General features: G+C 47.3%; 9 protein-coding genes. 4 read left to right on the top strand and 5 right to left on the bottom strand.

The window, feature by feature from the left end; translation table 11 throughout:
- Nucleotides 1–46: 46 nt before the first annotated feature.
- Both MJO46_RS02530 and MJO46_RS02535 read right to left on the bottom strand, forming a co-directional pair.
- Entirely contained in the window at nucleotides 47–3,136 is a 3,090-nt protein-coding gene (locus tag MJO46_RS02530; RefSeq protein WP_253987979.1) for an EAL domain-containing protein, read from the bottom strand.
- Nucleotides 3,137–3,389: 253 nt separating this feature from the next.
- Nucleotides 3,390–4,145 (bottom strand): tRNA (adenine(22)-N(1))-methyltransferase TrmK, encoded by a 756-nt coding sequence (locus MJO46_RS02535; RefSeq protein WP_253987980.1) that lies wholly within the window; start codon nucleotides 4,143–4,145, stop codon nucleotides 3,390–3,392.
- A 267-nt stretch (nucleotides 4,146–4,412) separates the two neighbouring features.
- On the opposite strand from MJO46_RS02535, the gene MJO46_RS02540 reads away from it, so the two are divergent.
- The 3 genes from MJO46_RS02540 (at nucleotide 4,413) to MJO46_RS02550 (ending at nucleotide 8,311) form a co-directional block, all read left to right on the top strand.
- Nucleotides 4,413–6,521 carry a glycoside hydrolase family 97 protein gene (locus tag MJO46_RS02540; RefSeq protein WP_253987981.1) on the top strand — a complete coding sequence of 703 codons (2,109 nt, stop codon included), beginning with the start codon at nucleotides 4,413–4,415 and terminating at the stop codon, nucleotides 6,519–6,521.
- Between the two features lie 370 nt (nucleotides 6,522–6,891).
- Nucleotides 6,892–7,824: a helix-turn-helix transcriptional regulator gene (locus MJO46_RS02545; RefSeq protein WP_253987982.1), complete on the top strand. Its 933-nt coding sequence runs from the start codon at nucleotides 6,892–6,894 to the stop codon at nucleotides 7,822–7,824.
- 37 nt (nucleotides 7,825–7,861) lie between these two features.
- Nucleotides 7,862–8,311 carry a carboxymuconolactone decarboxylase family protein gene (locus tag MJO46_RS02550; RefSeq protein WP_253987983.1) on the top strand — a complete coding sequence of 150 codons (450 nt, stop codon included), beginning with the start codon at nucleotides 7,862–7,864 and terminating at the stop codon, nucleotides 8,309–8,311.
- 102 nt (nucleotides 8,312–8,413) lie between these two features.
- Here the strand turns inward: MJO46_RS02550 and MJO46_RS02555 are convergent, their stop codons facing one another.
- The 3 genes from MJO46_RS02555 to MJO46_RS02565 all read right to left on the bottom strand — a co-directional run bounded on the left by MJO46_RS02555 (nucleotide 8,414) and on the right by MJO46_RS02565 (nucleotide 10,946).
- Entirely contained in the window at nucleotides 8,414–9,421 is a 1,008-nt protein-coding gene (locus tag MJO46_RS02555; RefSeq protein WP_253987984.1) for a class I SAM-dependent rRNA methyltransferase, read from the bottom strand.
- A 212-nt stretch (nucleotides 9,422–9,633) separates the two neighbouring features.
- Complete coding sequence (locus tag MJO46_RS02560) at nucleotides 9,634–10,503, bottom strand: alpha/beta fold hydrolase (protein WP_253987985.1); 870 nt, start codon at nucleotides 10,501–10,503, stop codon at nucleotides 9,634–9,636.
- Nucleotides 10,504–10,652: 149 nt separating this feature from the next.
- Nucleotides 10,653–10,946 carry a YciI family protein gene (locus MJO46_RS02565; RefSeq protein WP_253987986.1) on the bottom strand — a complete coding sequence of 98 codons (294 nt, stop codon included), beginning with the start codon at nucleotides 10,944–10,946 and terminating at the stop codon, nucleotides 10,653–10,655.
- Nucleotides 10,947–11,483: 537 nt separating this feature from the next.
- On the opposite strand from MJO46_RS02565, the gene MJO46_RS02570 reads away from it, so the two are divergent.
- Nucleotides 11,484–13,070 (top strand): MFS transporter, encoded by a 1,587-nt coding sequence (locus MJO46_RS02570; protein WP_253987987.1) that lies wholly within the window; start codon nucleotides 11,484–11,486, stop codon nucleotides 13,068–13,070.
- Nucleotides 13,071–13,190: the final 120 nt, after the last annotated feature.

Below are 13,190 nucleotides of genomic sequence, written 5' to 3' on the forward strand. Positions count from 1 at the left end.
ATTCACCTAAAAACAGATCAAATAATCTCTCATTTGAAACGACCATTTAAGGGGATTGGCTCTCAATATGCGTTAATCCCAATTGCATTTGCGCGTATTGCAAAGGCCAATTTTCATACCAGTTGATAAAATCATCGACATACATAGGGTGAGCAATACCGTAACCTTGGCACATCTCGCAGCCAAGTTCGGCCAGTTTTATGCCATGGGCAATACTCTCTACGCCTTCGGCAATGACACCTAAATTAAACACACTCGCCAGTCGAACCACGCCTTCTACAATCCGCAGATCATCCTGATCCTCCAACATGTCACGGATAAAGCTCTGATCTATCTTAAGGGTTGAAATCGGCAACTTACGCAGGTAAGTCAAGGAAGAATAACCGGTACCAAAATCATCAAGGGAGAAATGCACCCCCAGGCTGGCACATTCATTTAAAATCGCAATGGCAAGGGGCATGTCTTTGATGGCTGCGCTTTCGAGGATCTCCAGTTCGAGGGCTGACGCTGGTACCTCGGGGTAATAGGCCAAAGCTTGTTTCAAAAAATCATAGAAGTGATCGGTAAGAAGTTGCCGCGCGCTCACATTGACGCTGATCTGAATATTTAACCCCTTTTGATGCCAAGTTTGCAGCTGCGCCATCGCCGTATTAATAACCCATTCCCCCAAGGGGATTTCAAGTTCGCTGCCCTCGATATCGGGTAAAAATGCGCTAGGCGGTAAAATACCCCGTTGTGGATGTAACCAACGTATCAGTGCTTCAGCCCCTATGACTTCGCCAGTGACAAGGTTGACTTTAGGCTGATAGAAAAGCACAAACTCCCGTCTCGCAAAGGCGGCTTTTAGCTCCTCTAACCATTGCCTTTTCGCGATTATTTTTCGTTCAACATCATGGTCAAACATTTGAAAACAATTCTTACCCGCCGCTTTAGCCATATACATAGCATGGTCGGCGTGGCGCAGCAGAATATCGGGATCGACATTGTCCTCAGGGTATAAACTAACGCCAATACTCGCCGTTAAACGCAGTGGCTTATCTCCAATATAAATGGTTTGGTCTATCGCCCCCAGCATTCGCTCAAGGATTTGAATACACTCGATTTCAGAACCAATTTCAAATAATGCAATAAATTCGTCTCCCCCCACCCGTGCCAAGGTATCTTGCTCGCGCATAATATGTAAAAGCTGCTCGACTATCGCGATCAGCAATTGATCGCCCACATCATGGCCATATTGATCGTTAACCACTTTAAAACCATCGAGATCGAGATAGCACACGGCGCACAAGCTACTATGGCGGTTGACTCGGGAAATCGTTTGTTTAAACCTATCGACGAGTAGCCGCCGATTCGGTAATCCGGTGAGCACGTCATAATTTGCCACCCTATCGAGCTCTGCCTCATGATTTTTTAACTGAGTGATATCCGATTGAGTCCCTGAAATCATCAAGGGGCGACCACAGCTGTCTGTCTCCACGACACGGCCCTTGCAGAGTACCCAGCATAAATCCCCTGACTTTTTCCTGCAGCGTATTTCCAGCTCTATGCTTGCACTCTGATGCTGTAAGTGTTGTCGTACGATCCTTTTCACGTCCGCCCAATGATCTTCATGCACAAACTGGGTCCAGTTATCTAATGTGAGTCGGATTTCACCCGCAGAGTAACCTAAAATCGACTCAAACTTTTGACTGACCTGCACCTCGCCCGTTGCCACATTCCAGTCCCAGTACCCTTGCTCTGAGCCCTGGATAACCCGCTGTAATAACGCCGTTTGGGCGGCAATTTGCTGTTGTAATATGCGTGATTGAGTAATGTCCTGCACTGTGCCATGGAGTTTAATCACCTTACCCTGCTCATCCAGCGTCGCTTGACCACGGGCCATGATCCATTTTTTAGCTGAGGTTTCCGCCTCAAATAATTCAGCTTCACATTCATAGGGAACGCCCGTTGCTAAACAGTGCGTGACTGCTTGGTTCAATTTTTGCCAGCTTTCTGGCGTGAAGAGCGACTGGACCTTATCAAGATCTAAGGCCTCTTTGGGGGGTAATCCATAAATGGCAAAAACCTGTTCAGACCAAGTATGGGTATTCTTCACTGTATCCCACTCCCAACTGCCGATCCCGGACAATTGCTGTGCCTGCTTCAGGCTTGCTTCACTCTGGCGTAGGCGCTCGGCACTTTGTTCCTGCAGGGTAATATCACGGGCAATACCAAAGAGGCCCCGAACGAGCCCTTTTGAGTCCATCACAGGGCCCTTTGTCACCTGAAATACCGCTGACCCAGTGCTAAGCTGTAAGTGCTCTTTATGGGTTGTTACCGCCTTATCGTTAAGCACTGTTTGATCTTTAGTGCGGATCAACGCCGCCGATGCGGGTTCAAATAATGCTTCATCATTCTGGCCAATCATGTCCTTTATCGACTTACCGACAAACGCCGCCGCCCTTTGGTTTGCCAGAACATAACGCCCCTGCAAATCCTTTACAAAAATGGCATCCGTCGTCTGGGAGACCATAGACTCTAGCAACTGATGGTTCAAATCCGACTTACGTAATGACGCCCTTAAATAACCACTTAATCCACTGATGATAATGCCATTAATACTCAAACTAACCATGGGAAGCCAAGTAAAGATCATCTCACTCTGGGGTTTATCTGCATTGATCATTAATAGGTGCACACTCAATGCCGATATCAATGTCGCCAATAGGCCTGGGCCAAAACCGCCGATAATGGCGCTCAAGGAGATAGGTAAGGTAAAAGCCAACAGGAGCAAGCGCGTCTGTAATTCCAACGGTAAATATTGGACAACCCAGAGGGTGAACAATGGGAGTAACACCGCTGTACAATAGCGAAACCAAGGGTTTTGCCCTAACAATATTGAACGGGAAAAGGTCAGTTCGATGGCGCCGCGGGAGGGGGCAATATGGCGATCGGGCACCGCATTTAACACATAGATAAATACTAATGCCGATGTAAAGACAAAAAAGATCCCCTTAGCGAGGGAAAAACGAAACACGGTTTCCTGATTTGTAATAAACAACAAAAGCAGATCTGAGAAATAAATCCAACCTAAGGCGAGAAGAGCATAACTGACAACCGCAAGTACGATGAACTGGAATCGAGAAAAATTATGCATCGTTTAGCTATCCCCCGACTCAACCATTAGTGATGATTCTTTCATCGTTTATACCATATAAGTAACTACCCAAATGTTATTAAGGCAGCGTGCAATCCAGTTGTCCTCCTATTTTGTACTAATTTACCTGTTTAAACAGATACTACCACTCAGCTAAGGCAACATTTTCAAGTTTATCAACCCAGCTAAACTTAGCATTTTGTGATGAAAAAGCGAGCGATAACAAAGCATAATAACTCAAAACAATACACGCCTAGGGAAAAAGAGAGCCTGTGATACGCCCAAGCTGCGCTTGATAGGCGTTAATAATGCCTAAGCGGTGTTTATCTTCAGGCATACGTTGATAATGGCCGATCACTTTATGCAGATAACGCTTAGCTAAAGCGAGGTCATCTCCCCGAAGATTCTCCCACATTAGCGATCCCGATGGACTGATACACTGGCCGCTGGCATTACTATCCTTGATCACATGGAGAATTTCGTAAAAACGTTGATTCTCTTCTAGCAGGATTTCTGCTTCAAGTATCAGCCCTAACTGGGCAAGGGATTGGCGAACATAATAATTATGATGCACGGGGCACAAAATAAACTCAAGACGCCTCTCTGAATGCTCTGCAACAATTGCCCGCACTAGCTCCACCAGCAGTTCACCGCCCACACCTGCGATAATAATCAACTGTTTATCTTGGTCACGGGTTTGCCCGAGCGGTAAAGCCGCAACATCGAGACAATGCACTTGCCACTGTGCTATCCCATCCAAGTCATGCTTTGTTATCCCATTTAAGCCATGCAGTAACTCGGCAGCTTGCCCAGGGAAAAAGCGCGCTAAATCTAGGGTTAATTGCTGCATCAATGGCGCAACACAATCGACAAAATGCACTTGCCGAGCGGCATTTCGTTTAAGCAACAACATACCGAGCAAACCATGATCGCAGCAGCAATCCCAAATATGATCGTAATGACCGCTGATCATGCTGTTTATTTGTTGTAAACGTTGGCTAATTTTCACGGTTTGACCTTACTGCTGCGGCGCCAAATACTGTAAATCCCACTGTAAATCCCACGCTAAATTGCATTTTTAAGCAAAAGAAAGCGCGCATTTTACCCGAGTCAAACGCAAACCACATCTTTTGTTCCCGCCCCTCGCAGCGCTGCACATCACTTTTGTCACCCCACGCCTTAATGTGGTGAATACGTATGCAGGCCGTTGCGGTTAAAAAGCCATCGCCACTAGTATGCTGTGAGTCACATTCATTATAAAAACAAGGATCAAGGAATGTTCATCGAGACGAACCCTACTCAGTTAATTGCTGGCCAGCGTTCAGCTGGCCAAAAGCTATCGCAAGCGCTATTGAGCCCCACACTTATCGCCCTTGCGGTCACGAGTCTCTTTAGTGCCAACGTATTTGCCAAAACCGTTACCGTCAGCTCACCCAATCAACACATTCAAATCAGCTTGAGTGACGATACTGGCCGCCCCGAATATAAAATCGATTTTCACGGTAAAACAGTCATAGAACCGAGCCGCTTAGGCTTAGTTTTTCAATCCCTTGGCGAACTCGGTCAAGGATTACAGATAAAAAGCAGTGATAAAAAAAGTGCCGATGAAAAGTGGCAACAACCCTGGGGTGAACAGGAATGGATCCGCGATCAGCACAATCAGCTGACCGCAGTATTAAGCAACGGCAAGGTGCAGCTCGAAGTCGAGTTTAAAGCCTTTGACGATGGGATTGGCTTTCGCTATCACTTAGCCCAACAAGCCGCCCTGCCCGCCAATTCGCAGCTCTCCATTACAGACGAGTTAACCGAGTTCAATGTCGGTCAAGCCGATAAAGCCACAGCATGGTGGATCCCTGCCCGCGGCTGGAATCGCTACGAATACTTATATCGCACCACAGCGCTTAAAGACGTCGATAGAGTCCACACGCCTTTCACCTTTAAACTCGCAGATGGAACGCACTTAAGTATTCACGAGGCCGCCTTGGTGGACTTTGCCGCCATGACCTTAGATCAACAACGCGATGGCAAACTTAAGGCGGATCTCACACCTTGGTCCGATGGTATTCGTGTCAAAACCCAAGTGGGGTTTTATACGCCGTGGCGCACCATTCAAATTGCCGATAACGCAACTGGACTGCTCAACTCGCACCTTATCCTCAACCTCAATGAGCCCAATAAACTCGGCGATGTCACTTGGGTAAAACCGGGGAAATATGTCGGTATTTGGTGGGGAATGCACTTAAACGAAAATACCTGGGGCTCGGGCCCAACCCACGGCGCCACCACCAGTGAAACAAAGCGTTATATGGATTTCGCCGCCAAATATCAGTTTGATGGTGTATTGGTAGAAGGTTGGAATGAAGGTTGGGACGGCGATTGGTTCCACAATGGCGATCAATTTAGCTTTACCAAGGCCTATGCCGATTTCGATCTGCCCGCCATCACAGCCTACGGCGCGAAAAAAGGGGTGCGTTTAATCGGCCACCACGAAACCGCAGGCTCAGTCACCCATTATCGCGATCATATGGCAGATGCCTTCGCCCTGTATGAAAAACACGGCGTGACCCAAGTCAAAACGGGCTATGTCGCCGATGGTGGCCAAATCAAGCGCATAGATGACCAAGGCATCACCCGCCACGAGTGGCACGACGGCCAATTTATGGTCGGCGAGTATTTGCACAATGTCACCGAGGCTGCGAAGCACCATATCAGCATCAATACCCACGAGCCCATTAAAGACACGGGCCTACGCCGAACCTATCCGAACTGGATCGCCCGCGAAGGTGCCCGCGGCCAAGAGTACAATGCTTGGGGGAGTCCACCAAACAGCCCTGAACATACGGTCATGTTACCCTTTACCCGTATGCTCGCGGGTCCAATGGACTTTACCCCGGGGATTTTTGACTTAGCACCTAAGGGGTTGGATGCAGAAAACCGTGTGCAAACCACTTTGACCAAACAGCTCGCCTTGTACGTTGTTCTCTATAGTCCAATCCAAATGGCAGCAGACTTACCGCGCAATTATGAAAAGCACTTAGATGCCTTCCAATTTATTCGCGATGTGCCCACGGATTGGTATCAGAGTGTCGCACTTGCCGGTGAAGTCGGTGACTATGTGGTCTTTGCCCGCCAAGAGAAGGATCAAGGTGATTGGTACTTAGGTGCACTCACGGATGAAACCGCGCGCAAGGTCACGGTCAAACTGGATTTCCTCGATCCCAAAAAACGTTATCAAGCGCAGATTTACCGCGATGGCGCAAACGCCGATTGGAAAACCAATCCCTATGATTATGTGATTGAAACCCTCGATGTGAGCGCTAAAGATAGCCTAAACCTCACACTCGCCAGCAGCGGCGGCACGGCAATACGCTTTAAAGCGCTTTAGATTTCATCGTGTTCAGTTCAGCGCATTAACTTAATTGCTTAAGCGATCGTGAAAATACAGAGTAAAAAAACAGAAAGTCACCAAGGATGCACCTTGTCCCTGGTGACGTTTTATTGCCCTCTCACACCTATTTATTCCAATACAAACGTAAAAGTTAACCCTCTTCGAAGCGCCTTAGTCGATGTTGGCCTAGATTCAGTTCGTGCTCATTGGCCGACAAATCGGTATAAACCGAATAAACGGGTTGGAAATGCCCTCGCAAACTCACCCACATCGTAGACAGATCATGCTAGTCCAAGGCGAAGGCGTACAAGCAACACAGGTGCAAAAATGCTTCAGCTCAGTTAGATTAATCTGACCTTTCTTCCTTATGGTATTTAGCGTGCGATATAAAGCCAATTTATTAGAAATGCGCAGCTTTAAGCGTTTCGAGACTGAACTCGCGCACTTAGGCTTTAACCATTTTCAACCCTTAGCACCACTTCGCCCTTGGGTGCAGCGCTACTTTCATTTGCGCGTAGCGACTGATTTACCGCAGAGCATTGAGCAGACATTTTATCCAGACGGCGGCACTAGCCTGCATTTCTATTTCCCAACGCCAACACAAACACTTACTCAAACGCCAACTCAAACGCTAAGTGGCGAAGAGCCTCAAGTGTTATTTCATTGTGGTCAAAGCATACATTCTCAAGCCTTTTTGCCAGGAATCGAGCTGATGACGGTTCGTTTTCACCCCGGCGGTGCATTTCATTTACTCGGCATTGAACTGCAAGATATTCTGTCTACTTCATCAGTGACGACTATTGATGCAACACAATTACAACTACCGGGATTGGATCAACTGTTATCGCAACTGACGGAAACCAATCAGCCAGCCCAACGCATCGCCCTACTTGAGCACTGGTTGTTGCAACTCTCCCAGCAGCAATTTGGTGCGGTGTTAACTCGACATAAAAGCGCTATGGTTGGCTTAGTGCAGGCGAATTTACCAAAGCTTATTCAAACCCAAGCCGGTTTAGAGGATTTCTATAGACAACTGCCCCTAAGTCGCCGTCAGTTTGAACGAAGATTTAAACAAGAAACAGGATTGTCACCCGCGCAGTTACTGCAATTAAACCGAGTCAAAATCGCCCGAAACTTACTCAGCCAATCACCTAACCTTAGCCTAGTGCAAGTCGCATTCGATTGCGGATTTTACGATCAAGCCCATCTACATCAACACTTTGTTAGGGTGACACAGCAAACACCAGGACAATACAAAAAGCGTAAAATGTCGCAAATCTCCAATCCTAGGTCGCGCTAACCGCTTAGATTGAAGCCTCAGTTTATAGGAGGCTTTTATGTCAGAACGTATACCACGCCAGCAAATTTATCAGCTACAACCCGCACTCGCCAACGCACTGTTGAGCTTAGACAAAGCAGCCGGCGACTCCCACTTTTCGCCATTACTGGTGCATTTAGTCAAGCTTAGAGCATCGCAACTCAATGGCTGCGCGTTTTGTCAGCGAATGCACGCAGAAGAAGCCAGAAGCGACGGTGAAGAACAGCTGCGTTTAGATTTACTTGCCGCTTGGCACGAGGTCGATGGACTCTTTAATGAACGGGAACGTGCAGCGCTGCTCTGGACAGAAATCTTAACCCAAGTTGCTACTGTGCCCGTGCATGACAGTCAATATGCGGCGCTTGCAGAGCATTATTCCGAGAAAGAAATTGTCGACCTTACCAGCTTAATCATTGCCATTAATGGCTGGAACCGCATCGCGATTGCCTTCCACCTGCAACCCATCTAGCGGCACATAAATGGACAAATAAACAGGGCACCGCATCGGGTGCCCTGCTTGTTGATATAACTGTGTCGTTCGTATCTCTATGCCATTCGTATTGCTATGCCGTTAGCTTAAGGTCAGCGCGACAATTTTAAGTGGATGATTATCATCGAATGACGGGAAATCCTCATGGGGATCGAGCCAAGTGTGCGCGCTAACGGTACGGCCTTGTTTTTCAACGCAGCGCACTAGGCTGTCGAACCAAGCTTGGCGTTCGACTTTCGCCACATTGTTGCAGCACACGATAGTGCCGCCGACTTTGGTCGCCATTAATGCGGGCTTAAATAACCCTTGATAATCATTGATCAAATCGACAATACCAAAAGCACTCTTGGCATAACGCGGCGGATCGAGGAACACCAGATCAAACTGGGTTTGCGGCAATTTGGGGTAGCTCGGTAATTTTTGATTACGGCGCCCTCCCACACTCAAACCAGCCAATTGGCGCAGGGCCGGAAACGCATCACTCTGCACAAACTCACACACATTCGACACCTGATTTAACGCCGCATTCGCCTTGCCCGTGGCTAAAGCAAAGGAAGAAAAATCGACGTTCATTACCCGAGTCGCGCCGCCGATGGCTGCCGCAGTGCCAATACCACAAGTGTAGGAAAACAAATTCAGCACGGTTTTATCTTGGCTGTGTGCCCGCACATATTCGCGGCCGATGCGCATATCGAGGAATAACAGCGGATCTTGCCCCTCGTGGCGCAGTTTAGTGCTGAACTTGATGCCATTTTCCTGCATCACTCCCTCAGCATTTGCAATCTCTGTCAGTGCGGGTGATAACACGTTCAATACTCGGGAGTTGCCTAATGAGCGGTCGTTATACACAATCGGCAAATCGGTTTGCTGTAGCAAAACGGTGCTGACATCGACTAACTCTTCATCGGTTAGGGTCTGATGAAAACTCTGCACTAGCCAAGTATCGCCGTAACGGTCGACATTCAAGCCATTCACGCCTTCGACTGTACCATGGAACACCCGAAAACAATCGGTTTGATCCTGTTCTGCTTGTTGTAAAAAATCATGGCGTTTCGCCAGAGCCGTCGATAACAGCGTTTGAATAGACATAAAAAGCGGGACTCGTACAGCGGAAACCTGTGTAAGGTTTCAAGGGGAAAACGGCATAATAACAAACTAGCACGCAGAATATCGGATAAATTCACCCTGCCAGAGCGAAAAACAGGCTTTAAAAAGTGCATACTAGTACAACGGCCGAGCTTGATTGGGTTCATTCACTTTTTAGCTTTAGTCGTTACGGCTCAATGCATGCTCAAACTCACTTATGCCTCCCGTTTGCGATTCAATTCACTGAGTCCTTGATGGATAAGGCTTAAGCAGGCAGAGGGATCTTCTAACGGCAACAGATGCCCATATCGCTGATCTTCTAAAAATACCGTATTCGGTGTGAGCTGTTGCCAACGCTGCCAAGTCGCTTCAGAAAAGAACACTGACGGTTTCCCTCGAATGGCGACGCAGGGAAGCTTTATCTGCCGCAATATCGATAATACATTCGGCGGTTGGGTGTAATTATGCGCTTCCCACCGTTTAGGAAACTTCAACGTGAATTGGCCATCATTGTGTTGATAAACCCCGAATTGGGCTAAGGCGGCAAACGCCTCATCATCAAAGCGTTTGTATAACTTACTCATTTTGCAATATTCAAGGAAATGCTCACGACTTTCCCACACATCGCGCTTCTTTAAGGTGTTTTTGGCGGGCGTGGTCAAATTCATTAATGATTTAGGCATTAACTTGGCAAACCAAGCGATAGGGCGCGACACCATTGCAGGTTCAATAAGTATCAGGGCTTTAAACAAATCGGGTCTTTTATTGGCGGCAAGAATGGTACTGGTTGCTCCCATCGAATGACCCATTCCCACAATTGGCGCACTGCAATGCCGCTCAATATGCAAGATCAAATCATCAGCATATAGCTGCCAATCTCGGCGCTTTGGCGGCAAACCAACATCGGGCCATGTCGGTCTTAACTCGAGTGCATTAAGGCTAAAGGCTTGCTGCAACTTGGCCAATAAGGGCGCATAAACACCTAATGGAAAACCATTGGCATGGTAGAAATGTACGCTTTCACCAGTATCAGAAAAGGTTTTAAAAACCTTAGCCTGTTGTAATTCAGTCCAAATTTGATCCATTAAATCCTACTTATCGCGTCCCAATTTTCTAGTTCAACGGATTCAATCGCACCAATCTCAGCCGCTAGGCACTTTACGCTCAAGCTACGAAATCTAGCGACGAAATCAAACCTGTCGATATCAGTCTTTACGACAGCCTTAAAAGGTCACTAAATCACTTCAATTAACGACTCTAATCCGGGCGCGGTTTTAGTTGGCACAAACTCTATCACCTCAAACTCGGCAACGTCTTCAAAGTAAAAGGGATCTTGCTGCAAAATAGCCTCTAGCGCCGCACGACTCTCAGCCTTAGCGAGGATAACGCCGCCGGATCGAGGCACCTTGCGACCCGAGGCGATAAAAATACCCTTAGCATAACATTCGTCGAGATAACAAATATGAGCCGCTAAATGTGGCTCTACTTCCGCGATGGGCTTTTTATAGGTGAGCGAAACAACAAACATAGGTATCCTCTTATTCAGCAAGTCGGGGCATATACAATAGGTTTCTCCCCGCTGACTATATAGTGCGGCCCTAAAGTGTCAAATGAACTTACCCGTCGCACAAGTTAAAAATGGTCAATAGTAGGTTACACCTCTGTTTACCGCGAGTTACCAAACCATGATGAATACGTATGTAAGCGGTTGTGCACAAATCCACGCCGAGGCTACTATAAATCCGCTCGTTTCACCCTCTGCTTGTGGGGTTTGAAATCTGTGAGGTCGTTTCTGATAGTGCTACAAGGATTGCTATCAGGCTTAAGTTCTTTCTGCTGACTGGCTTTGGCCACTCACTTGAACTAACCCTTTTGAATTAAGGTGTTAAGTCCAAATGTGAAATGAATTTATCGGCGAATATGCTTCAGAGGGAGGAGTATATTCGCCATTTTTTCACCGAGCATACACATTTACAACCTGTGCGAAACTATCCATTGCTAGGCAAAAAATTAAAACAATAAGCACTCAGGGCAGAACGACTGCCAGCAACAGAAAGGAAGTTCAATGTCTTCGAATCATCAACCCGCTAGCCGTCAACAAGAGCATCAAGCTACTGCGCCCAAGGCAACCCGAGTATTTAAGCAACAACCTGAGCTGAATTTCTGGCAAATTTTTAATATGTGTTTCGGCTTTTTAGGCATTCAATTTGGTTTTGCTCTGCAAAATGCCAACGTCAGTCGCATTTTTCAAACCTTAGGCGCCTCTATTGATGAAATCCCCATTCTGTGGATTGCCGCGCCGCTGACGGGTTTGTTGGTTCAACCTATTATTGGTTATTTAAGCGATAAAACCTGGGGACGCCTTGGCCGTCGTCGCCCCTATTTTTTGATTGGTGCGATTTTTACTACTCTCGCCATTTTTATCATGCCGCACTCGCCTACCCTGTGGATTGCTGCGGGCATGTTGTGGATCATGGATGCCTCGATCAATATCGCCATGGAGCCATTTCGCGCCTTCGTCGGTGATAATTTACCTAAAAGCCAGCGTACCCAAGGCTATGCCATGCAAAGCTTTTTTATCGGCATTGGCGCTGTGGTGGCTTCGGCCTTACCCTATATTTTGACTCACTTTTTTGATGTCGCTAATACGGCACCAGCGGGTGAAATTGCCGATTCAGTGCGTTATGCCTTCTATTTTGGCGGCGCGGTACTCCTGCTCGCCGTCACTTGGACTGTGGTGTCGAGCAAAGAATATTCCCCAGAAGAGCTAGCCAGCTTTAATGCCAAACACCTCAATGGCGAAGATGAAACCTTAACCCGCCACCGTACCCGCAAGGACTATCAATTTGCGTCCTTCGTATGGATGGGTCTCGGCGCCCTGCTCACCTTCGCTATTTGGGCGCAAGATTTAGATAAGCAACTGTATATCTTAAGCTTAGGGATTTTCGCCTTTGGTCCATTACAACTGTATTGCGCACTGCGTTTGGGCAATTCACAACCCGCTGAACGCCATAAGCTCGGCATGGTATTTAGCGTGGTCGATGACTTGTTCCATATGCCAAAAGCCATGCATCAACTGGCTATTGTGCAGTTTTTCTCTTGGTTCGCGCTGTTTGCCATGTGGATTTACACCACGTCTGCCGTGACGTCCTACCATTTTGGCAGCAGCGATGTGTTGTCTAAGGCCTATAACGACGGCGCAGATTGGGTGGGTGTGCTGTTCGCCTCCTACAATGGTTTTGCCGCCATCGCCGCGATATTTATTCCTATGCTAGCTAAGCGTATCGGTATCAAACTAACCCATACAGTCAATATGTTCTGTGGCGGTATAGGCTTGATTAGCTTCTTTTTTATTAAAGACCCAAGCCTGTTATGGCTGCCTATGATAGGTGTGGGTATCGCGTGGGCGTCCATTTTATCTGTGCCCTACGCCATGCTGTCGGGCATGTTACCCCCGCAAAAAATGGGCGTTTACATGGGGATTTTTAACTTCTTCATCGTTATTCCACAGTTATTGGCCGCAAGCGTTTTAGGCTTAATCCTCAATACCTTATTTGATAATCAGCCCATTTATGCCCTAGTAACTGGCGGCGTGCTTATGATGTGTGCCGGTATCGCAGTGCTTTTTGTCGAGCAAAATCAACCGACATAAATCATCAGACTTAACGACAAATAACAATATATCACTCTGATTTGGGGAGAATTAACATGGCCGTCAACTCAACACAGCAAGGACAACAACACAGGAGCAGCATTGTGCCCCATTTTCGTA

The organism is Shewanella sp. KJ2020 (assembly GCF_024197625.1).
Taxonomy (GTDB): Bacteria; Pseudomonadota; Gammaproteobacteria; order Enterobacterales; family Shewanellaceae; genus Shewanella.

Excerpts from the sequence above, each read along its gene's own strand:
- MJO46_RS02530 (WP_253987979.1), bottom strand. The coding sequence starts at position 3,136 with ATGCATAATTTTTCTCGATTCCAGTTCATCGTACTTGCGGTTGTCAGT.
- MJO46_RS02540 (WP_253987981.1), top strand. The coding sequence starts at position 4,413 with ATGTTCATCGAGACGAACCCTACTCAGTTAATTGCTGGCCAGCGTTCA.
- MJO46_RS02545 (WP_253987982.1), top strand. The coding sequence starts at position 6,892 with ATGGTATTTAGCGTGCGATATAAAGCCAATTTATTAGAAATGCGCAGC.
- MJO46_RS02550 (WP_253987983.1), top strand. The coding sequence starts at position 7,862 with ATGTCAGAACGTATACCACGCCAGCAAATTTATCAGCTACAACCCGCA.
- MJO46_RS02555 (WP_253987984.1), bottom strand. The coding sequence starts at position 9,421 with ATGTCTATTCAAACGCTGTTATCGACGGCTCTGGCGAAACGCCATGAT.
- MJO46_RS02560 (WP_253987985.1), bottom strand. The coding sequence starts at position 10,503 with ATGGATCAAATTTGGACTGAATTACAACAGGCTAAGGTTTTTAAAACC.
- MJO46_RS02565 (WP_253987986.1), bottom strand. The coding sequence starts at position 10,946 with ATGTTTGTTGTTTCGCTCACCTATAAAAAGCCCATCGCGGAAGTAGAG.
- MJO46_RS02570 (WP_253987987.1), top strand. The coding sequence starts at position 11,484 with ATGTCTTCGAATCATCAACCCGCTAGCCGTCAACAAGAGCATCAAGCT.